Origin of the sequence: uncultured Ruegeria sp. (genome assembly GCF_947497005.1) — a bacterium.
Taxonomy (GTDB): Bacteria; Pseudomonadota; Alphaproteobacteria; order Rhodobacterales; family Rhodobacteraceae; genus Ruegeria.
The window spans coordinates 317,803-337,766 of the sequence record NZ_CANMFF010000001.1 but is presented as its reverse complement, the minus strand read 5'-3'; the positions used below and the strand labels follow the sequence as shown (position 1 = coordinate 337,766).

The following is a 19,964-nucleotide window of genomic DNA, read 5'->3' as shown; positions in this document are numbered from 1 at the left end:
GTGGTAATCTGCCCGCAGCTATCGCACGTCCTCGGAGGGGCAGATGGACTATTCGATGATCTTTGCCGCACTCTGGGTGATCTGCGCCACGATTGTGGCGTTCTTGCCGATGCGCCTGCAATTCCCGCCCGGCGTGGCCCTGTTAATCTGTGCGCCGATTCTGATCGTCTGGCTGGGCTATGACCACGGCAGGTTCTGGTCGGTTTTTGCCTTCGGCGGGTTCGTTTCGATGTTCCGCAACCCCATCCGGTTCTACTGGCGGAAATGGGTGCGGAGGGAGGTCATGGAATGAACTGGTCCATCGCCCTTGCCGGCCTCTGGGGGGTTGCTGCGAATCTGCTGGCAATGATCCCAAGCAAAGACAACCACTGGACTCGTGCCTATATCCTGATCGCCGTGGGCATTCCGATCCTGGGGTACGTTACCTTCCAGAACGGCCCGTGGATTGGCTTGCTGGTGCTGGCCATGGGCATGTCCGTGCTGCGCTGGCCTGTGATTTATCTGACCCGTTGGACAAAGACGAAAATGCAGGGCATGAAGGCGGCTGACGAATAACCGGCCAAGTTCAGGAGATCCGCCATGGCGTCGGTCGCTACATTTGCCTATCTGCCTATTTTTTCTTTCCTTCTCGGGGCCGCTGCCGGTTTCACGGCAGGCCGTTGGTTGGGCCTGCGCGGCCTGTTGTGGCTTATCGGGCTGGCATCAGCGGTCGGGTTGGCGTTGATTGTCGTTCTGGCCGGTATTGGAACAGGCGAAGAAGAACAAGCCTTCGGCCCGCTCGTTTGGCTGACCGCCGGAGTACTTCCCTTCCTCTTTGCCGCGATCATGGGTGGCGTTGGTGGGCGCAGTCTGGCGGTGCGCGCAGACGCATGACAACGCTTCCCGCTCCCCGTGGTCGCTTGTCTCAGGCGCGTACCCTCTCTGACTTCACATGGCTTCGTGTCGGCGGCCCGGCTGATTACCTGTTCCAGCCCGCCGATATCGATGACCTGCAGTCGTTTCTGCGGGAATTGCCCGCGGACATCCCTATCTTTCCGATGGGTGTCGGCTCGAACCTGATTGTCCGGGACGGCGGCCTGCGGGCCGTCGTGATCCGATTGGGGCGCGGGTTCAATACGATCTCGGTTGAGGGCAGTATCGTTACGGCAGGAGCTGCAGCGCTGGATGCGCATGTGGCGCGCAAAGCGGCGAACGCCGGTGTGGATTTGACCTTTCTGCGTACTATTCCGGGCTCGATCGGTGGCGCAGTGCGGATGAATGCGGGGTGCTATGGAAGCTATACGGCAGATGTTCTGCGCAAGGCCACAATCGTCAACCGGCAGGGTGAGGTTGTGGAGCTGACGCCCGAAGATTTGAACTTTCGCTACCGCCAGACAGACCTGCCCGAAGGTGCGGTGCTGATCTCGGCAACGTTCGAGGGTCCCTCAGGCAATCCCGAAGACCTCCATGCCCAAATGGAGGCTCAGCTCAGGAAACGTGACGAAACCCAGCCGACCAAAGACCGCAGCGCGGGGTCGACTTTCCGCAATCCGGCCGGATTTTCCTCAACGGGTCAGGCGGATGACGTGCATGATTTCAAGGCGTGGAAGGTGATTGATGACGCCGGGATGCGTGGCGCGACGCTTGGCGGTGCGCAGATGAGCCCGAAACATTCGAATTTCCTGATCAATACCGGCGCGGCCACTGCTGCCGACCTCGAAGGTCTGGGCGAGGAAGTGCGAAAAAAGGTTTACGAAACAAGCGGCATCACGCTAGAGTGGGAAATCATGCGGGTCGGTGATCCGTTGAAAGAATAAAGCCCCATCCGTCAGACCATAACAGGCAAATATAGGCGACGGATCAAAGGCATAAACGCAGTACGGACCACCATATAAGGTCCGGGGACATTGAGGCGCACGTTGGGTATGTCGAGCAGGACAAACCCCAAAGTGGCGGTATTGATGGGTGGCCCCTCGGCGGAACGCGAGGTGTCTCTCAGCTCTGGGCGCGAATGCGCAGCCGCTCTTGTGGGAGAAGGTTTCGAAGTGGTCGAGCTGGACGCGGGTCCCGACCTCTATGCGCGCCTATTGGACATCAAGCCGGATGTGGTTTTCAACGCCCTGCATGGCCGCTGGGGCGAGGATGGCTGTGTGCAGGGGCTGCTGGAATGGGTGCGCATTCCCTATACGCATTCCGGCGTGCTGGCCTCGGCTCTGGCGATGGACAAACAGCGTAGCAAGGAAGTGTATCAGGCCGTAGGGCTGCCCGTTGTTCCCAGTGTGATCGTTCCAAAAACGGCGGTGATCGAAGCCCACGTGATGGAGCCGCCCTACGTGGCCAAGCCGAACAACGAAGGCTCCAGTGTTGGCATCTATATCGTGCATGAAAACGCCAACGGCCCGCCGCAGCTGTCCGGAGATATGCCCGATCAGATCATGGTCGAAAAATACGTGGCGGGGCGCGAACTGACCGTGACCGTGGTGGGCGACCGCGCCCTGACCGTGACTGAGATCATGACCGACGATGGTTGGTATGATTACGACGCCAAGTACAAACCCGGCGGGTCGTGGCACGTGCTGCCTGCCGACGTCCCGCAAGATATCTTCGATCGCTGCATGGATTACGCTGTGCGCGCGCATGATGTCTTGGGTTGTAAAGGCGTCAGCCGCACCGATTTCCGCTGGGATGACAGCATGGGTGCCGATGGTCTGATTCTGCTGGAGACCAACACCCAGCCCGGCATGACGCCCACCTCGCTGGCCCCGGAACAGGCCGCCCATCTGGATATGACGTTCGGACAGCTTTGCGCCTGGATGGTGGAGGACGCCTCATGCGACCGCTGACCGCCAGTCGTTCGCTGGAAATCCATCGTGCCAAGCCCGTTTTGGGGCCGGATGCGGATTTCGCCTCGGCGGACACCGAACCGCACGAGACCCAACCGCTTCTGCGTTTGCGTGGGGCGCGGGTGTTTTCTCGCACCGCCCGGCGCAGCGACCCAGCGCCGTCGCGTCTCAGCTACAGGCTTCAGCGCTGGATGCTGACGCCAGGCATTCGTCTGGGCGTCAAGGTCGGTCTGCCGATTTGCGCCATCGCCGCTGCGGTTGGCTTATTCTTTGCCTCTCAGGACCGTCGCGATGCACTCGGGGCATACATCGCAGATGTGCGCACTTCGATTCAGGAGCGCCCTGAATTCATGGTCAACCTGATGGCCATCGATGGGGCCGGTACCAGCCTGTCCGAGGATATCCGCGAAATTGTACCTTTGGATTTCCCGATCAGCTCCTGGGATCTGGATGTTGAACAGATGCGTGACACGATCACCGGTCTGGATCCTGTGAAATCCGCAACTGTCAGAATCCGTCCCGGCGGCATCCTGCAGGTGGACGTGGTCGAGCGTCAGCCGGTGATTGTCTGGCGGACGCGTGACGGGCTCGAACTGCTTGATGAGACTGGCGCGCATGTCAAGGAAACCATCTCGCGCAAGGTTCATGCCGACCTGCCGCTGATCGCGGGAACAGGCGCAAATGATCACGTGGGTCAAGCGCTGGAACTTCTTCAAACGTCGCGCAGCCTGGGCAATCGCGTGCGTGGGTTGGTGCGCGTTGGTGAACGACGCTGGGATCTGGTGCTGGACCGCGGTCAGCGCATCATGCTGCCGACCGACCGTCCGGTGCGTGCGCTGGAACGTGTGCTTGCAGTGAATGAGGTGCAGGACCTTCTGGAACGCGACGTGGCCGTGGTGGACATGCGCCTCGGGCAGCGCCCCACCATCCGAATGACCAAAGCCGCCAGCGAAGACTGGTGGAACACAAAAGTGACAGTGAGTAACGGGCAGTAACGACCATGATGACCGATCTTTATCAGTCCCAACGCGCCATGCGTCAGATGCGGCGGCAGGCTTTGCAACGCGGTGTGATCGCAATTCTGGATGTGGGCAGCTCGAAAATAGCCTGCCTCGTCCTGCGCTTTGACGGGACGGGTCGGCTGAGTGAGGATAGCACCATCGGTTCAATGGCGGGGCAGACGGGGTTCCGTGTCATCGGCGCGGCGACCACCCGGTCGCGCGGTGTGCAGTTTGGCGAAGTCACCGCCATGCAGGAAACCGAACGCGCCATCCGCACTGCGCTTCAGGCTGCACAGAAGATGGCCGATATCCGCGTCGATCATGTGATTGCCTGTTTTTCAGGGGCGAACCCGCGTTCATACGGGTTGGACGCACAGGTGGATCTGGACGGTCAGCTTGTAACCGAGGCCGAAGTCGGCCGTGTTCTGAACGCTTGCGACGTGCCGGATTATGGCGACGGGCGCGAGGTGCTGCACGCGCAACCGGTGAATTTCGCACTGGACAACCGATCGGGCCTGATCGATCCGCGCGGCCAGATGGGCCAAAGCCTTGCGGTCGATATGCATATGCTGACCGCCGATGCGATGGCGATCCAGAACATCGTACGCTGCATAAAGCGCTGCGATCTGGAACTGGCAGGCATCGCGAACTCGGCCTATGTCTCGGGCATCTCGGCACTGGTCGAGGATGAACAGGAACTGGGCGCGGCCTGTATCGACATGGGCGGAGGCACGACCAGCGTGTCGATCTTCATGAAGAAACACATGATCTACGCTGACTGCGTCGGTATGGGTGGCGATCACGTGACGTCCGATATCTCGATGGGGCTGGGCGTGCCAGCGGCTGTGGCCGAACGGATCAAGACCTTCAACGGCGGTGTTCATGCGACAGGTGCAGATGATCGTGACATGATCGATATCGGTGGTGATACAGGCGACTGGGAACATGACCGTCGCACCGTCAGCCGTGCCGAACTGATCGGCATTATGCGCCCGCGCGTCGAAGAAATCCTTGAAGAGGTTCGCGTGCGGTTGGACGCCGCTGGGTTCGAACATATGCCAAGCCAGCAGATCGTGCTGACCGGCGGTGGCAGCCAGATCATGGGGCTGGATGGCCTCGCCACTCGTATTCTGGGGCAGCGCGTGCGCCTGGGTCGCCCGCTGCGCGTGCACGGCCTGCCGCAATCGGCCACCGGGCCGGGGTTCTCGTCCGCGGTCGGTCTCAGCCTGTTCGCGGCCAATCCGCAGGATGAATGGTGGGACTTCGAGATTCCGGTCGATACGTATGCCGCGCGCCCGTTCAAGCGCGCCGTTCGGTGGTTCCGTGACAATTGGTAGACACCTGCTCCGGGTCGCTCTATGCGCGGCCCTGCTGCCGGGCTGGGCCTTTGCCCAGACCATTATCACGCCTGAGGCGTTTCTGGATGCTGCTGTCGGAAAAACGCTCACATTCTATGAGATTCGCAGCGGCGGCCTGGTTGGGACCGAGCAGTTCCTGAGCCGCCGTGTTTCGGTCTGGCGGGAAGAGGGGCAGAGTTGCGTCTATGGGCAGATTACCACCCCCAACGGGCAGATTTGCTTTCTCTATGACAATGACCCTGATGGTATGCCTGTCTGCTGGTGGCCTTTTTTGCACGAAGACCGCCTGATGGTGCGACTCGCCTCTTTCGCGGAGGGCGAAATACAAGAAGTGCGTAGCATCACAGAAGTCAGCCTAAACTGTCCAAATGCTCCGACCAGCTGAAAAATCCGGTTGCAGCGATTCGATTTATCCCTCAAGATATCCACAAGGCCCGGCAGAGGCCTCGCGGCAGGACCTGAGCAGTTTTCCGCAATGTAGTTGATAGTCGATCAGAGCGTGATGAACGGGTGAGTCTTCGCGTTCATGTTGGTTGTCTTGTGGTGGTCGTCGATGTTTTCGCTATATCTGGCAGAGCCTGCGAAATGCCGCCGGTTGGTGCCTTATTTCCTCCATATTTTGTGGGAAAACGCGATTTTTGACGTGACCTTTTCGCATCAGGCCGCTAGAATCATACATGGATAGGTAAGAAAAACACCGCTTTGGCGGGACATAAATACAGGCGGACAGAGCATGACATTGAATCTTTCGATGCCCGGGCAGGACGAACTGAAGCCTCGGATTACAGTATTTGGCGTTGGCGGTGCAGGCGGAAACGCGGTCAACAACATGATTGAAAAACAATTGGACGGCGTTGATTTTGTGGTCGCCAATACGGACGCGCAGGCTTTGCAGCAAAGCCAGTCCTCAGCGCGTGTGCAGCTGGGTGTGAAAGTCACCGAAGGTCTGGGGGCGGGGGCCCGTCCGACCGTGGGTGCAGCCGCCGCGGAAGAAAGCATAGAACAGATCGTGGATCACCTCGCCGGCGCGCATATGTGCTTCATCACTGCTGGCATGGGCGGCGGTACCGGTACAGGTGCGGCACCGATCATCGCACAGGCCGCCCGTGAGCTGGGTGTTCTGACCGTCGGTGTTGTCACCAAGCCTTTCCAGTTCGAAGGTGCCAAGCGGATGCGGCAAGCCGAAGACGGCGTTGAAGCATTGCAGCAAGTCGTCGACACGCTGATCATCATCCCGAACCAGAACTTGTTCCGTCTGGCCAACGAAAAGACCACCTTCACCGAGGCGTTCTCGATGGCTGACGACGTTCTGTATCAAGGCGTCAAGGGCGTGACCGACCTGATGGTGCGTCCGGGCCTGATCAACCTCGACTTTGCCGATGTTCGCGCCGTGATGGACGAAATGGGCAAGGCGATGATGGGTACCGGCGAAGCAACCGGCGAAGACCGCGCCATCCAGGCGGCGGAAAAAGCCATCGCCAACCCGTTGCTGGACGAAATCAGCCTCAAGGGCGCCAAAGGCGTTCTGATCAACATCACCGGCTCACACGACCTGACCTTGTTCGAACTGGACGAAGCCGCCAACCGCATCCGCGAAGAAGTGGATCCTGAGGCGAACATCATCGTCGGCTCGACGCTGGATACAGTCATGGAAGGTGGTATGCGTGTATCGGTTGTTGCGACCGGCATCGACGCTACCGAGAAAACAGCAGATGTCCCGGTGGCACGCCGCTCCATGTCGGAACCGCTGACCCGCACCGTTTCGGCGGAAGAGCATGTTCAGGAAGAAGCACCGGTCGCAGCGGAAATGGTAGAGCCTGCACCGCAGCCGGAAGAGATCCGCGAGCCGTCGCTGTTCGAGGCTACCGAAGAGCCTTCACAGACGCAGTTCCAACCGCGTGACGCGCGTGAGGATGACGGCCTGCCGCCGCCAGCCTACCAGCCGCGTGTGGCAGAATTCGAACCGCAACCCGAACATGTCGAGCCAGCACCCGAAGCATATGCGGCACCGCGCGGACATTCCGCTGGTACCCCGTCGCCCGAAGCTCTGCAGCGTCTGCAGGCAGCTGTTCAGAAGGTTCCTTCGGCACCGCAACGTCCGGCCGCGCCTCGCCAACACGAGGCTGTTTCACAGTCGGAACCCGAAGAACGCTCGCGTTTTGGCTTCAATCGTCTGATCGATCGGATGACAGGTCACGCCCCGGATACACCGGCGCAACCAGCCCGTCAGCAACCCGTTCTGCGCCAGTCCGAAGCTACGGCACCGATGCAGGATGAGGCCGATGCGGACCAGGACCGCATCGAAATTCCGGCCTTCCTGCGCCGTCAGGCCAACTGATCACGGTAACAAAATCCACTCGAAGGGCCGTCTTTTGGCGGCCCTTAATTTTTTGTTAACAGCAGCTTACAGGCATGTAAGCAGGGTTTTGCCGATCTGTCACATACATGTTTCAATCGGTTGCAAAGAGTGAGTTGAGCCTTGACGCGGGCTTCCTTAACTGAGTGTCCAACACAGCCTCAGAAGGCTGGACATCACTCACCGAGGCCCATTTTGCAACATACGCTCAAATCTCCGGTTAGGTTTAATGGTGTCGGACTGCACAGCGGCAAACCGGCGACCATGGTCCTGAAACCGGCGGCGGCTGGTCATGGGATCTGGTTCAAGCGGACGGATATTCATCTGGGCGATGCGATGATCCCTGCCATCTATCACGTGGTCGAACGGACCCCGCTCTGCACACGTCTGGTGAATGATGCCGGTGTCTCGGTTTCCACCATCGAACATATCATGGCTGCCTTGGCGGGTTGCGGCGTACATAACGCACTGATCGAGATCGACGGTCCCGAAGTTCCGATCATGGACGGGTCCTCGATTGAATTCGTGCGGGGCATCATGGCCAAAGGCGTACGCCGTCAGGCCAGCCCGGTTCTGGCCTATGAGGTGTTGAAGCCTGTCACCGCATTGCGCGAAGGCGCAAGCGCAAGCATCGCACCGGCGAACGGACTGATCATTGATTTCCACATCAACTTCGAAGACAGCGCCATCGGCAACCAAACCAAAACGCTGGATATGCGCAACGGATCGTTCGCGCGCGAGCTCAGTGATTGCCGGACCTTCTGCCGTCGCACGGATGTCGAAGCGATGCGGGAAAATGGGCTGGCACTGGGTGGTACACTTGAAAATGCTGTGGTCGTTCAAGGCAGCGACGTTCTGACGCCCGGCGGGTTCCGCCGCACGGACGAAGCCGTGCGCCACAAGATGCTGGACGCTCTGGGCGATCTATATCTGGCGGGTGGACCGATTTTGGGCCACTTCACGGGCGACAAGTCGGGTCATTCTCTGACCAACACTTTGTTGCGCAATCTGTTCGAAACGCCGGGTGCGGTGCGTCCGATTCTGTGTACGCCGGAACAGGCCGCGCGCCTGCCGGGGCAGGGGCTGGTCGTAAACGAAATTCCCGAAGTCGCCTGATCTGATCAACTCTGACGACATTTGCGCCAGAAGTTGCATAAGGCGTTTTGCACCGGAATTTTCTGTGCTAGACCATGGCTCAATTCGGGGCAAACCCCATTAAGCAAGACGACAAGGATGGGCGGTATGGTTGGCAGCAAAGCGGCAGTCAGATTCGCAGGCGCGGTTCTTCTGACAGCAGTTTTGGCGGCGTGCGGTAACGGGGGCGGCCTTTTTGGTAACAAAGGCGCAGACCGGGACCAGAACCTTGAAGGGTTTACGCCGGAACAGATCTACACCCGTGGTGAATACGAACTGTCGCAGAATCGGTCGGATGATGCGGCGTGGTATTTCTCGGAAGTCGAACGTCTGTATCCCTATTCTGACTGGGCCAAACGTGCGCTGATCATGCAGGCGTTTTCGTTCCATGCGGACCAGAACTATGAAGAAAGCCGTGCGGCTGCGCAGCGCTATATCGACTTCTACCCCACGGATGAAGACGCGGCTTATGCGCAGTATCTGCTGGCACTAAGCTATTATGATCAGATTGATGAAGTCGGTCGCGATCAGGGCCTGACCTTCCAGGCACTGCAATCCCTGCGCACCGTGATCGAGGTCTATCCCGACAGCGAATACGCCACTTCGGCGGTTTTGAAATTTGATCTGGCCTTCGATCATCTGGCGGGCAAGGAAATGGAAATTGGACGCTATTACCTGCGTCAGGATCATTATATCGCGGCGATCAACCGGTTCCGCGTTGTGGTCGAAGACTTCCAGACCACGTCCCACACCGCCGAAGCGCTGTATCGTCTGGTCGAGGCCTATCTGTCCCTCGGCCTGCTGGACGAAGCGCAGTCTGCGGGGGCAATCCTTGGATATAACTATCAGTCCACGGAATGGTATGACGATGCCTATAAGTTGCTGACCTCGCGCGGGCTGAAACTCAAGAGCCGTGGCAACAACTGGCTCAACACGATCTATCGTCAGACCATCAAAGGTGAATGGTTGTAATCGCCATGGCCTCTGGTCCGGGACGCTGAAGACCTGATGCTGCGCGCCCTTGATATCCGCGATATGCTGATCATTGACCGGCTTGAACTGAGTTTTCAGCCGGGCTTGAACGCATTGACCGGTGAAACCGGGGCGGGCAAATCGATCCTTCTGGATTCGCTGGGCTTCGTGCTGGGCTGGCGCGGCCGGGCTGAACTGGTACGGCAGGGCGCTGCGCAGGGCGAGGTTGTTGCCGAGTTCGAACTCACCGCCGACCATCCCGCCCACGCGGTTTTGGCCGAAGCTGGCCTTCCGGGCGGCGAGGAACTGATCCTGCGTCGTGTCAACACTGCCGAGGGGCGCAAGACCGCTTGGGTCAATGATCGCCGATGTTCGGGCGAAGTGCTGCGGGCGCTCTCTGAGACTCTGATCGAATTGCACGGCCAACATGACGATCGCGGGCTGCTGAACCCACGTGGTCATCGTGCGATGCTGGACGAGTTTGCAGGGGTATCAGACCATCTGGCTGGAGTACGATCAGCCTGGACCGAAATGTCGTGCACGCGCAAAGCACTGGCCGAGACCGAAGCTGCATTGGCCGCCGTCCGCAGTGAAGAAGAATTCCTGCGCCACGCGGTTGCCGAACTGGATCAGCTTGACCCACAACCCGGCGAAGATGCCGAACTGGATGCCCGCCGACGCATGATGCAAGGGGCCGAGCGCATCCGTGACGATGTCGCGCGCGCCTTTGCCCTGTTGTCCGGAGACGGGGCCGAGGGGGCCATGTCCGACGCCATCCGCTGGCTGGAAGGCGTTTCTGACAACGCGGGTGGCCAGCTGGAAAGCCCGATCGCCGCGCTTGGTCGCGCCATGATCGAACTGGGCGAAGCACAGGATGGCGTGAATGCCTGCCTTCAGGCGCTGGACTTCAATCCGACAGAACTGGAGCATGCCGAAGAACGCCTTTTCGCCATCCGCGCGCAGTCCCGCAAACATGATGTGGCTCCGGACGATCTGGGCACGTTTGCCGACACCCTGCGCGACCGGTTGAACCGGCTGGAAGCGGGTGATGCCGATCTGGCAGACAGACGCGCAGCCGTGGACGCGGCACAGCAGGCGTATGATGCCGCAGCCGCCGATCTCAGCGCGGCCCGCAAGGCGGCCGCCGGGCAGCTTGATGCGGCCGTCATGGCCGAACTCGCCCCGCTCAAGATGGAACGCGCCGTGTTTCAGACCGAACTCACCCCGTCCGAACCGGGCCCTGACGGGACCGACGCCGTGGCGTTCACCGTGGCCACCAACCCCGGTGCTCCGTCAGGGCCGCTGAACAAGATCGCATCAGGGGGTGAACTCAGCCGCTTCCTGCTGGCCCTAAAGGTCTGCTTGTCAGGTGATGACAGTGCCCGGACGATGATCTTTGATGAGATTGATCGCGGCGTCGGTGGCGCAACTGCCGATGCGGTCGGGCGCAGGCTCGCATCGCTGGCGCAGGGCGGGCAGGTTCTGGTTGTCACCCATTCCCCGCAAGTCGCCGCGCGGGCGGCGCATCACTGGCGGGTGCAAAAACAGGTAACGAACGGGCAAACCCTGTCCTCCGTCGTACCTCTGGCCGAGCTGGACCGGGTGGACGAGATCGCGCGCATGGTCGCAGGTGATACCATCACCGAAGAAGCCCGCGCCGCTGCCCGGGCGCTGCTGCAAGCCTGACGCGCCAATGGCGTGAATTGGTGCTCACACTGTCGCTATCTCACTTTTATATGGGCGCTCCGTGGCTTACTAAGGATCAAGAGATGATCGCCGAGGGCCAATGACCCAATCGACCCGCACCGTTCTGCGCAACCAGTTCAATCAGGCTCTGGCCGCGATCAAGGATGCGTGGCGGGTGATGCTGCGCCGGGGGCCAAGCCAGATTCAGTTCTGGTTCATCGCATTGGCCATTGGGATCGCAGCAGGGTTCATGGCTTTGGGGTTCCGCAAAGCCATCCGCGCGCTGCAGGCCTATCTTTACGATACCGATGACATCCTGCTGCTGCACAGCCACGCGGAAATGCTGCCGTGGTTCATGGTTCTGATCATCCCTATTATTGGCGGGCTGATCGTGGGTGTGATCCTGAACAGGTTCACCAATGACGGTCGCGTCCGGTCGGTTGCCGATGTGATCGAAGGCTCGGCCATCACCGACGGGCGGGTCGAGGTCAAGGCGGGCATCGCCTCGTTCTTCGCCTCATTGATCACGCTCAGTTCGGGTGGGTCAACGGGCCGCGAAGGCCCCGTGGTGCACATGGCCGGGGTCATATCCACATGGGTCAGCAACCGAATTCACGCGGACGGGATCACGGGCCGAGACCTGCTGGGTTGTGCGGTCGCTGCCGCCGTATCGGCCAGCTTCAACGCACCCATCGCCGGGGCCTTGTTCGCGCTCGAGGTTGTGCTGCGCCATTTCGCCGTGCATGCCTTCGCGCCAATCGTCATCGCTTCGGTCGCCGGAACGGTGATCAACCGTCTGGAATATGGCGATGTCACCGAATTCACGCTGGAGACACCGGGATCGCTGCAATTCTACGTCGAACTGCCAGCTTTCCTGATCCTCGGCCTGATCTGTGGCTTTGTCGCCCTGCTGCTGATGCGGTCGATCTTCTTTGCCGAGGATATTGGCAGCCATATTCAGAACCGCCTGTCCATTCCGGGCTGGCTGCGCCCGGCGGTGTCCGGGGCGATGCTGGGGCTGATGGCGATCTGGTTCCCGCATATCATTGGTGTCGGGTACGAGACGACCATCCGCGCTTTGACCGGTGATCTGGTACTGACAACAGCTGTCCTGTTTGCGGTAACCAAAACGGTTGCCGTCGCCATCACGATGGGCGGGCGCATGGGTGGCGGCGTGTTTTCTCCCTCGCTGATGGTCGGGGCGCTGACCGGGCTGGCCTTTGGCCTGATCGCCACCGGGTTGCTGCCGGATGTGTCGGGCACGCACACGCTCTATGCCTTTGCCGGAATGGGTGCTGTGGCCGCGGCGGTGTTGGGCGCGCCGATCTCGACCACTCTGATCGTCTTTGAACTGACCGGGGATTGGCAGATCGGCATCGCGGTGATGGCCTCCGTGTCGATGTCCACAGCACTGGCCTCACGTCTTGTGGATCGGTCGTTCTTCCTGACCCAACTGGAGCGGCGTGATGTCCATCTGGCTGCCGGACCGCAGGCTTATCTATTGGCCATGCTGCGCGCCGGGGCGGTGATGCGTCCCATTGGGGATCCGCGTTCAATCACCAAGGAAGAGGCGCAGGGACTGATCGAACAGGGCTTGTGCATTCAGGCCAGCGCCACGCTGGAAGCCGCAATGCCTTATTTCGACCGCGACGACATCCCCTGCATCCCGGTTGTCATTTTGGAAGAGGATGGATCTGAGACACCTGTTGGTGCGCTCTATCACGTCGATGCGCTCAAGGCCTATAACAGGGCACTGGCGGCGACGGCTGCCGAAGAACATTCCTGAGTTTCACCGGCCATATACGCTGGCTGCGTCGCCCAAGTAATTGTCCCACGCAAACCAGTAAGAGATATGTCCGGCGACCCGCGGCAAACGCGCACCATCCGGCCCGATCAATGCCTCTTCGGTAACGGTCCAGCCTTTCCCCGACCCATCCTGCAACCCGCTTTGCGTGGCCCTGAACTGGTGGCCTTTCCGCTCATAGGCCCGCACGCTGCGCTCCTTGGGATCGCCGATCAGAACCAGAGGCGTCTGACCAATTGCGTCATTGATAACCGGCTTGCCCTTGAACTCATCCAGCGGCCAAGCGCGTGCGGCGCCAAACTGGCGCACGGCAAATATGTAATCCTTCTGCCGATGGCGGGACTGATCCACGACTGCCGGGAACATCAACTCGCCTGAGGCGAAATAATCCCGATAGACAACGCCGGACCCATAATTGCGCCGATGCCCCGTGTTCACCGACAAAACACGGGTCTTGGGGTGCGAGGTCTGCCAGCTGTCCCATGTCGTGATCACCACCGGGCGCTGCTTCAGCTTGATGCCGCTATCCACCAGAGGTCCCACAACAGGCTTGCCGGTATACTGGTTCCACAGCGAATGCGTTTCACGGTCGAACATCAGTTTGTTCGAGCGATACAGGAACCCGGGCGAGCCGAAGACCAGAGGTTTCCGACGCCCGGCTATTTGCGTTTCAAACAGGATGCCCGACCCGCAGAGCGTGCAATAAGCCAGCGCCACGGGCACACCGCCAATCACCTCGTTGAACATCTCATGCCAACCCATGATCCGAAGCGGATAGGCGCGCTCGTCGCCGTTGATGGCGACACCAAAGACCAGATCATCACCCTTCAGGTATCCCGCATTCGAAGCAGAGATCAGGGTCGGGTTGTCCAGAGACGGAATGCCATCCTTGTGCACACCGCCCCACGTGATCTCCTCCAACCGGATCTTCATCCTGTCGCGCTGCAGATACTCAGACCGCAGAAACACATCGAAATTCGGGTCGATCCCCACCAGAACCTCCCGCTTGAACGGGATCAACGACGGGTGGGGGGCAATCTGGGGGTTCCGTTCTTGCCACAGCATCCATTCGAACCAGTCATTGCCGTGACGCTGCCCGGTCAGAGCCTCCATCACTTCGATGATCTCATTCCGCCGACGGTCGGCATAGCGCATCGCAGTCAGCAACCCGGCCACGACATCCGGCTGGCCGCGATCTTTGAGATAGACCATCTGCGCTTCAAACTCGGTCCGGCGCCCGTTCAGTGTGCTGCGCAACGCCTCCAGAATCGGATCCTGCTGTGCCCACAAAGCACCGGGTGCAAGTGCGCCAGCCCCGATCATTCCTGCAAAACCGCGACGTGAAATCGACATGGAAACCCCCGGTGATACCCAGAGGAAGTGTGCCGCAATTGCCGCTCACTTGCATGCCACAGCTGCGTGAGGTGGGAAAAAGACGGCGCAACCAAGTGTCTGCTCGATGAATCTCTGCTCTAATATGCGCGAACCCGTGTTAGCACTTGTGGATGGCGACGACGACACCTCAGACAAAAAAGGTTGTTTCTTATGCGTTTGCGGTCGCTGGTGTTTTGTTTGCGTCAATCTGTTTCGGACTGGTTCCCTATTTCAGCCGGGGGCTGACCGAGCAAGGCGTCGCACCTTATGCAGTCGCCTTCTATCGCTACATCGTCGCGGCCGTTTTGCTGCTGCCCGTTCTCATCATGCACCGTCACGCATGGCGCGAAATATGTTGGGGTCTGTCAGCTGGTGTGGTGATGGGTCTTGGCTGGATTGGATATGTGACCGCGCTCGAAACATTACCCGCCTCAACCGTCGGCGTGCTCTATATGACCTATCCGGTTTTCACATTGATCATTGCCTGGGCCTTGTTCTCCGATGCACCAACCAGGCGCGCCGTGCTGGCCGCGGCCGTCATTGCGCTGGCGGCAGTCATAGCCGGTTCGCCTGCATCCGTTCCACTCCGGCATGTACCGACATTGTTAATGTCTCTGGCAGCGCCATTTGGCTTTGGTTTTGGCATATGTGTCCTGGTCCACAGGCTGTCCCGCATTGCCCCGCTTGCACGCATTGCATCCATTTCCCTGGGATCGATTCTTGGGCTCTTGCCATTGATGCTGAACGCCGATGTCGCCAGTTTGCTTCCCAAAGGGCAGTCCGACTGGATATTGATCATCGGCATAGGGCTGGTCACGGCGCTTGTGCCACAGCTGATTTACACGATCTGTTCGCCGCTGATCGGCGCGTCTCAAACCGCAATCATCGGTAGCATTGAATTGCCGACTATGTTTGCCGTTGGGTTCTTTGCTTTTGATGAGGCGATCACGCTATCTCAGACCCTGGCCTGTGCCTTGGTCTTAGGCGCGATTGCAATCACCAGAAGCAGGACAACACGCACTGTGAGTACCGTGATTGCGAAAGACCCCAAATAGGTAAGATTGCACGAAACGCGGCCCCCGTAAGCCAGGCATTATACACCTGCGCGAAAACCGATCGTCCGGATCTGCACTTGGCAAAAAAAACGGGCCAGTCGGCCCGCTTGAACGCCCTGCAAGATGAGGTGATGCGCACTCAGATCTGTTCCACTTTCACCGACTCTACCGGGTAAAACGCCAGATGGCCCTTGATCTCGGCCACGGTCGGGATTGGATCTTCATAGCTCCACACCGCATTTTCGGTTGTGGATGACTTGTTGACGATGGAAAAATGCGTCGCATCGCCCTTGCCGGGGCAGTGGGTCACCTTGTCGGTCTGATCCAGAAACGCCATCGCAATATCGCTGCGTGGGAAATAGATCACCGGATCCTTGTCGCCTTCATGCAGTTCCAGCGCGTTATTCGTTTCGCCCAGAATCGCCCCGCCCGAGCGGACACTCCATTTACCCGGCGCTTTTTGGATCGTGATCTCAGTCATTCCTGTTCCTTCCGTCGTCGTATTCAGGCCTCTCGTCTGCCCGTTCCATGTAACAGACTGGTGTCAGATCGGCGCAGTTGCGGCATCCAACCACAATTGCGCGTCATGTCCCAGCCTCGGGCGGATATTTTTTGCAACGTCACAGTGATAAGCGTTCAGCCAGTCGCGTTCGCCAGCCGTCAACATATCGGTCACGATCAGCCTGCGGTCAATCGGCACGAAAGTCAGGGTGCGCCAGTTCAACATCGCACGTTCGGTATCGCCGCCGGGCAGAGACGGGGCCTCTTCCACCACGACAAGGTTTTCGATGCGGATGCCAAAGGCGCCTTCGCGGTAATAACCCGGCTCGTTCGACAGGATCATGCCGGGTTGCAGCGGCACATGACTGACCTTCGACAGGCGTTGCGGCCCTTCATGCACACTCAGATAAGCTCCGACCCCATGTCCGACCCCATGATTGAAATCCTGCCCTGCCGACCAAAGCGGCGTGCGGGCCACGCATTCGATGTCACGCCCGGCAAGGCCCGTAGGCCAACGCAGCATCGACATGGCAATCATGCCCTTCAGTACACGGGTAAAGCAGGTTTTTTCCTCCGCGCCGACTTCGCCGATGGCAATGGTCCGCGTGATGTCAGTGGTGCCGTCCAGATATTGCCCGCCACTGTCCAGTACCAGAATATGACCATTTTCCAACAGGCTGTCGGTCTCTTCAGTCACGCGATAATGCATGATCGCACCGTTCGGACCCGTCCCGGCGATAGTGTCGAACGAAATATCCTGCAGCGCATCCCCCTTGCGACGGTTTTCTTCCAGCCGCGTGACAACCTGCATTTCGGTGATGCTGCCCGTGGCCTGTTTGTCCAGCCAGCACAAGGTATCGATGACCGCCACCGCATCGCGTAAATGCGCCTCGGCGCTGCCCGCAATTTCAGCCGCGTTCTTACAGGCCTTGGGCAAGGCGCAGGGGTCACCTCCGTCGGTCATTGCATCGTCCAGAGCGTCCGCCACGATCTGAGGCACCGTACCCACGTCCACTTGTACCAACCCGCCCAAAGCCGCAACCGCGTCCAGCAGTGCCTGCGGCTCGTGTAGAGTTACCTGAGGGCTCAGATAATCCCTTACCCCCGCCAGTTTCGCCGCCGCCATGAACAGATCAACCTGACCACCTGCGTGCAGGATCGCAAAGCCATGAGCCACCGGGTTGTACGCAATGTCCGATCCTCGGATATTCAACAGCCACATGATCGAATCCGGCAGGGTGATCACAGCTGCCGTGTGTCTGGCCTGCCGAAGGTTTTCGGCCAAGCGGGCAATCTTGCTGTCTGCACTTTCCCCCGCAAACTCAATCGGATGTGCCTTGACGGGGTTCATCGGTGGGGCGGGCTGATCTGCCCAGACCCTGTCCACAAGGTTTTCGCACCGCACCAGATCGATGCCCGATCCTTCCAGATCTTCCACGGCGCTGGAAATCTGCCCCGTCGCATGCAGCCATGGATCGAACCCGATCTTGCCCCCATTGGGCAACTGCTCTTTCAGCCAAGTGCTCAGGCTGACCTCAGGCCAGGGAACGGGGGTGAATTCTTTTGCAACCTGTGCCTTGACCTGAGTGCGATACCGCCCGTCGATAAAAACCCCCGCTACGTCGCGCAAGGCCGCGCAAAACCCGGCTGACCCCGTAAACCCGGTCAACCAGGCCAGGCGCTCATCGCGTGGCGCAACATATTCGCCCTGATGCGCATCTGCGCGCGGAATCAGAAACCCGTCCAGCCCCTCCTGCGCCATCTGTTCCCGTAATTCGGCCAGTCTCGGTGGCCCCTGTTCCGGGCGGGCAGTCACTTCGAAGGATTGGAACATAGGCAGCCTCATCAACAGCGTTTGTGCGAGACCCTGAGGCGCAATTCAAAAAATGTCCAGATCGGGAATACTCCGCCGAAACCGGCCAGACCTCAGAAGCGCCTGGCACTTTACCTTTTCAGAAAATACTCCCGCCGGAGGCAAGGTCAGCTTCAGCTGGCCTTTCTCATTCCCATCACCCGTGCCCGCGCCCGCGGATCACTGTCGAACAGGGCTGCCAACTGCTCGGTCATCGCACCAGCCAGTTGCTCTACATCGGTGATGGTCACGGCTCGGTCATAATACCGGGTCACGTCGTGGCCGATCCCGATGGCCAGCAGCTCGACAATCTTGCGCTTCTCGACCATTGCGATCACGTCGCGCAGATGTTTTTCCAGATAGTTGGCCGGGTTCACGCTCAACGTTGAATCATCCACGGGCGCGCCATCCGAAATCACCATCAGGATCTTGCGCTGCTCGCGCCGCGCCAGCATCCGCCGGTGCGCCCATTCCAGCGCCTCACCGTCGATGTTTTCTTTCAGCAGACCCTCTTTCATCATCAGGCCCAGATTGGGCCGGGCCCGTCGCCACGGGGCATCGGCCCCTTTATAGATGATGTGGCGCAGATCGTTCAGACGCCCGGGTTGTTGCGGTCGACCATCGTTCAGCCACGCCTCACGCGCCTGACCACCTTTCCACGCCCGGGTGGTAAAGCCCAGAATCTCGACTTTCACATTACACCGCTCCAGGGTTCGCGCCAGAACATCCGCGCAAATGGCTGCGATCGAGATCGGACGCCCGCGCATCGAGCCAGAGTTGTCCAGCAGCAGCGTAACCACAGTATCGCGGAACTCTGTGTCCTTCTCGACCTTGAAGCTCAGCGGTGTGGTCGGGTTGGCCACCACACGCGCCAATCGTCCCGCGTCCAGAATGCCTTCCTCCCGGTCGAACTCCCAACTGCGGTTTTGCTGCGCCTGCAACCGGCGTTGAAGTTTGTTGGCCAGACGGCTCACGGCCCCCTTCAGCGGCTCCAACTGCTGATCCAGATAGGCCCGCAGGCGTTCCAGCTCGGCAGGTTCTGCCAGATCTTCGGCGGCGATCTCTTCGTCATGGGTGTCCAGATAGACCTTGTAATCCGGGTCAGCCTCGGACGCTGGCGGCGGGGCAGGTGGTTCCAGCGGCGCTTCGCCGTCTGGCATCTCTGCCTCATCGCCCATCTCATCCTCGGCCATCTCATCCATCGAGACCTGGGCCTGAGACTGATCCTGCTGCTCTTCCTGAGTTTGCTCAGGGGTCGCATCCGCATCCTGCTCGTCCTGATCATCCTGACCAGTACTGTCGGGATCGGGCTGTTCCTCGGCGTCGTCCTCGGCTTGATCGTCCTGCTCGTCGTCCAGCTCATCGGGATCATCGCCCAGCTGGTCGCCATAGCCCAGATCCTTAATCATCTGACGGGCAAACTTGGCGAATTCGGCTTGATTCGAGAGCACTTCATCAAGGTTTTCCAACACGCCACCGGCCTGTTCCTCGATAAATCCACGCCACAAATTCATGACGTTTTCGGCAGCAGGCGGCAGATCGCGCCCGGTGGCGAGGTGACGGATCAGGTACCCGGCTGCCACCGACAAAGGTGCATCGGCAGGCTGTTTGCACTGATCATACCCGCGCCGGATCGCCTCATGCCCGATCTTGACGTCGATATTGCTGGCGGTGCCGGGCATGTCCCGCGCACCCATCGCCTCGCACCGCGCAACCTCCATCGCCTCGTAAAGATCCCGCGCCATATCACCCGGAGGCGCATAGCGGTTGTGCGTCGCATCGTCATGATACTTGCGTTGTAACGCCAAAGCGTCTGCCGTGCCGCGCGCCAGCAGCACCTCTTCGCGCGTCATCCGGCGAGAGACCTGCGGCAACCGCATCGACTCGCCCGACAGGCCCGAAGGGTCAACCGTGTACGAAACGCTCAGTTCCGGATCATCGGCCATGACTTTGGTGGCTTCGGCCAGAGCCTTTTTGAACGGATCAGCAGGATTGTCGTTCTTCGGTGCCATATTCCCAAGCCTTTCTTAACGCGATCCCGGTTTCATT

Annotated in this window: 18 protein-coding genes; 14 read left to right on the top strand and 4 right to left on the bottom strand. The window is 59.7% G+C overall.

Annotated elements, in window-relative coordinates; all coding sequences use genetic code 11:
- The first annotated feature begins 43 nt into the window (after positions 1–43).
- The 13 genes from Q0816_RS01675 (at position 44) to Q0816_RS01615 (ending at position 13,115) form a co-directional block, all read left to right on the top strand.
- Positions 44–292 carry a DUF2484 family protein gene (locus Q0816_RS01675; protein ID WP_298846859.1) on the top strand — a complete coding sequence of 83 codons (249 nt, stop codon included), beginning with the start codon at positions 44–46 and terminating at the stop codon, positions 290–292.
- Positions 289–555: a DUF2484 family protein gene (locus Q0816_RS01670; protein WP_298846857.1), complete on the top strand. Its 267-nt coding sequence runs from the start codon at positions 289–291 to the stop codon at positions 553–555. Before Q0816_RS01675 ends, Q0816_RS01670 begins: the two co-directional genes overlap by 4 nt.
- Positions 556–579: 24 nt before the next feature.
- A complete protein-coding gene (locus Q0816_RS01665) occupies positions 580–873 on the top strand; it encodes a hypothetical protein (protein WP_298846854.1) in 294 nt (97 codons plus the stop codon).
- Complete coding sequence (gene murB / locus Q0816_RS01660; RefSeq protein WP_298846852.1) at positions 870–1,796, top strand: UDP-N-acetylmuramate dehydrogenase; 927 nt, start codon at positions 870–872, stop codon at positions 1,794–1,796. Before Q0816_RS01665 ends, murB begins: the two co-directional genes overlap by 4 nt.
- Before the next feature lie 108 nt (positions 1,797–1,904).
- On the top strand, positions 1,905–2,822 hold the full coding sequence (locus Q0816_RS01655) for a D-alanine--D-alanine ligase (protein WP_298846849.1): 918 nt from the start codon (positions 1,905–1,907) through the stop codon (positions 2,820–2,822).
- Positions 2,810–3,817: a cell division protein FtsQ/DivIB gene (locus Q0816_RS01650; RefSeq protein ID WP_298846846.1), complete on the top strand. Its 1,008-nt coding sequence runs from the start codon at positions 2,810–2,812 to the stop codon at positions 3,815–3,817. The genes Q0816_RS01655 and Q0816_RS01650 overlap by 13 nt, the downstream gene beginning before the upstream one ends.
- An 8-nt stretch (positions 3,818–3,825) precedes the next feature.
- A complete protein-coding gene (gene ftsA, locus Q0816_RS01645; RefSeq protein WP_298847263.1) occupies positions 3,826–5,160 on the top strand; it encodes a cell division protein FtsA in 1,335 nt (444 codons plus the stop codon).
- Positions 5,147–5,566, top strand: coding sequence for a hypothetical protein (locus Q0816_RS01640; protein ID WP_298846844.1), 420 nt, complete (start codon positions 5,147–5,149; stop codon positions 5,564–5,566). The genes ftsA and Q0816_RS01640 overlap by 14 nt, the downstream gene beginning before the upstream one ends.
- Positions 5,567–5,914: 348 nt before the next feature.
- Positions 5,915–7,519, top strand: coding sequence for a cell division protein FtsZ (gene ftsZ / locus Q0816_RS01635; RefSeq protein WP_298846842.1), 1,605 nt, complete (start codon positions 5,915–5,917; stop codon positions 7,517–7,519).
- 213 nt (positions 7,520–7,732) lie between these two features.
- Positions 7,733–8,653, top strand: a complete 921-nt coding sequence (gene lpxC, locus Q0816_RS01630) for a UDP-3-O-acyl-N-acetylglucosamine deacetylase (protein WP_298846840.1) — start codon at positions 7,733–7,735, stop codon at positions 8,651–8,653.
- A gap of 126 nt (positions 8,654–8,779) precedes the next feature.
- Positions 8,780–9,643: an outer membrane protein assembly factor BamD gene (locus tag Q0816_RS01625; RefSeq protein WP_298846834.1), complete on the top strand. Its 864-nt coding sequence runs from the start codon at positions 8,780–8,782 to the stop codon at positions 9,641–9,643.
- Positions 9,644–9,679: 36 nt separating this feature from the next.
- The gene (recN, locus tag Q0816_RS01620) at positions 9,680–11,329 is read left to right on the top strand and encodes a DNA repair protein RecN (protein WP_298846832.1); all 1,650 of its coding nucleotides are present in this window, start codon (positions 9,680–9,682) and stop codon (positions 11,327–11,329) included.
- A 100-nt stretch (positions 11,330–11,429) separates the two neighbouring features.
- Positions 11,430–13,115, top strand: coding sequence for a chloride channel protein (locus Q0816_RS01615; protein ID WP_298846829.1), 1,686 nt, complete (start codon positions 11,430–11,432; stop codon positions 13,113–13,115).
- Between the two features lie 3 nt (positions 13,116–13,118).
- Here the strand turns inward: Q0816_RS01615 and Q0816_RS01610 are convergent, their stop codons facing one another.
- Entirely contained in the window at positions 13,119–14,486 is a 1,368-nt protein-coding gene (locus Q0816_RS01610; protein WP_298846826.1) for a DUF3179 domain-containing protein, read from the bottom strand.
- A gap of 152 nt (positions 14,487–14,638) precedes the next feature.
- Between Q0816_RS01610 and Q0816_RS01605 the strand changes: the two genes are divergently transcribed.
- Entirely contained in the window at positions 14,639–15,562 is a 924-nt protein-coding gene (locus Q0816_RS01605) for a DMT family transporter (protein ID WP_298846824.1), read from the top strand.
- 139 nt (positions 15,563–15,701) lie between these two features.
- Here the strand turns inward: Q0816_RS01605 and Q0816_RS01600 are convergent, their stop codons facing one another.
- From Q0816_RS01600 to cobT, 3 genes are all read right to left on the bottom strand, one after another.
- Positions 15,702–16,043: a DUF427 domain-containing protein gene (locus tag Q0816_RS01600; protein WP_298846821.1), complete on the bottom strand. Its 342-nt coding sequence runs from the start codon at positions 16,041–16,043 to the stop codon at positions 15,702–15,704.
- Between the two features lie 63 nt (positions 16,044–16,106).
- A complete protein-coding gene (locus Q0816_RS01595; protein WP_298846818.1) occupies positions 16,107–17,897 on the bottom strand; it encodes an aminopeptidase P family protein in 1,791 nt (596 codons plus the stop codon).
- Between the two features lie 152 nt (positions 17,898–18,049).
- Positions 18,050–19,927, bottom strand: a complete 1,878-nt coding sequence (gene cobT / locus Q0816_RS01590) for a cobaltochelatase subunit CobT (protein ID WP_298846816.1) — start codon at positions 19,925–19,927, stop codon at positions 18,050–18,052.
- Between the last annotated feature and the right edge of the window lie 37 nt (positions 19,928–19,964).

Excerpts from the sequence above, each read along its gene's own strand:
- Q0816_RS01675 (WP_298846859.1), top strand. The coding sequence starts at position 44 with ATGGACTATTCGATGATCTTTGCCGCACTCTGGGTGATCTGCGCCACG.
- Q0816_RS01670 (WP_298846857.1), top strand. The coding sequence starts at position 289 with ATGAACTGGTCCATCGCCCTTGCCGGCCTCTGGGGGGTTGCTGCGAAT.
- Q0816_RS01665 (WP_298846854.1), top strand. The coding sequence starts at position 580 with ATGGCGTCGGTCGCTACATTTGCCTATCTGCCTATTTTTTCTTTCCTT.
- murB (WP_298846852.1), top strand. The coding sequence starts at position 870 with ATGACAACGCTTCCCGCTCCCCGTGGTCGCTTGTCTCAGGCGCGTACC.
- Q0816_RS01655 (WP_298846849.1), top strand. The coding sequence starts at position 1,905 with ATGTCGAGCAGGACAAACCCCAAAGTGGCGGTATTGATGGGTGGCCCC.
- Q0816_RS01650 (WP_298846846.1), top strand. The coding sequence starts at position 2,810 with ATGCGACCGCTGACCGCCAGTCGTTCGCTGGAAATCCATCGTGCCAAG.
- ftsA (WP_298847263.1), top strand. The coding sequence starts at position 3,826 with ATGACCGATCTTTATCAGTCCCAACGCGCCATGCGTCAGATGCGGCGG.
- ftsZ (WP_298846842.1), top strand. The coding sequence starts at position 5,915 with ATGACATTGAATCTTTCGATGCCCGGGCAGGACGAACTGAAGCCTCGG.
- Q0816_RS01625 (WP_298846834.1), top strand. The coding sequence starts at position 8,780 with ATGGTTGGCAGCAAAGCGGCAGTCAGATTCGCAGGCGCGGTTCTTCTG.
- recN (WP_298846832.1), top strand. The coding sequence starts at position 9,680 with ATGCTGCGCGCCCTTGATATCCGCGATATGCTGATCATTGACCGGCTT.
- Q0816_RS01615 (WP_298846829.1), top strand. The coding sequence starts at position 11,430 with ATGACCCAATCGACCCGCACCGTTCTGCGCAACCAGTTCAATCAGGCT.
- Q0816_RS01610 (WP_298846826.1), bottom strand. The coding sequence starts at position 14,486 with ATGTCGATTTCACGTCGCGGTTTTGCAGGAATGATCGGGGCTGGCGCA.
- Q0816_RS01605 (WP_298846824.1), top strand. The coding sequence starts at position 14,639 with ATGGCGACGACGACACCTCAGACAAAAAAGGTTGTTTCTTATGCGTTT.
- Q0816_RS01600 (WP_298846821.1), bottom strand. The coding sequence starts at position 16,043 with ATGACTGAGATCACGATCCAAAAAGCGCCGGGTAAATGGAGTGTCCGC.
- Q0816_RS01595 (WP_298846818.1), bottom strand. The coding sequence starts at position 17,897 with ATGTTCCAATCCTTCGAAGTGACTGCCCGCCCGGAACAGGGGCCACCG.
- cobT (WP_298846816.1), bottom strand. The coding sequence starts at position 19,927 with ATGGCACCGAAGAACGACAATCCTGCTGATCCGTTCAAAAAGGCTCTG.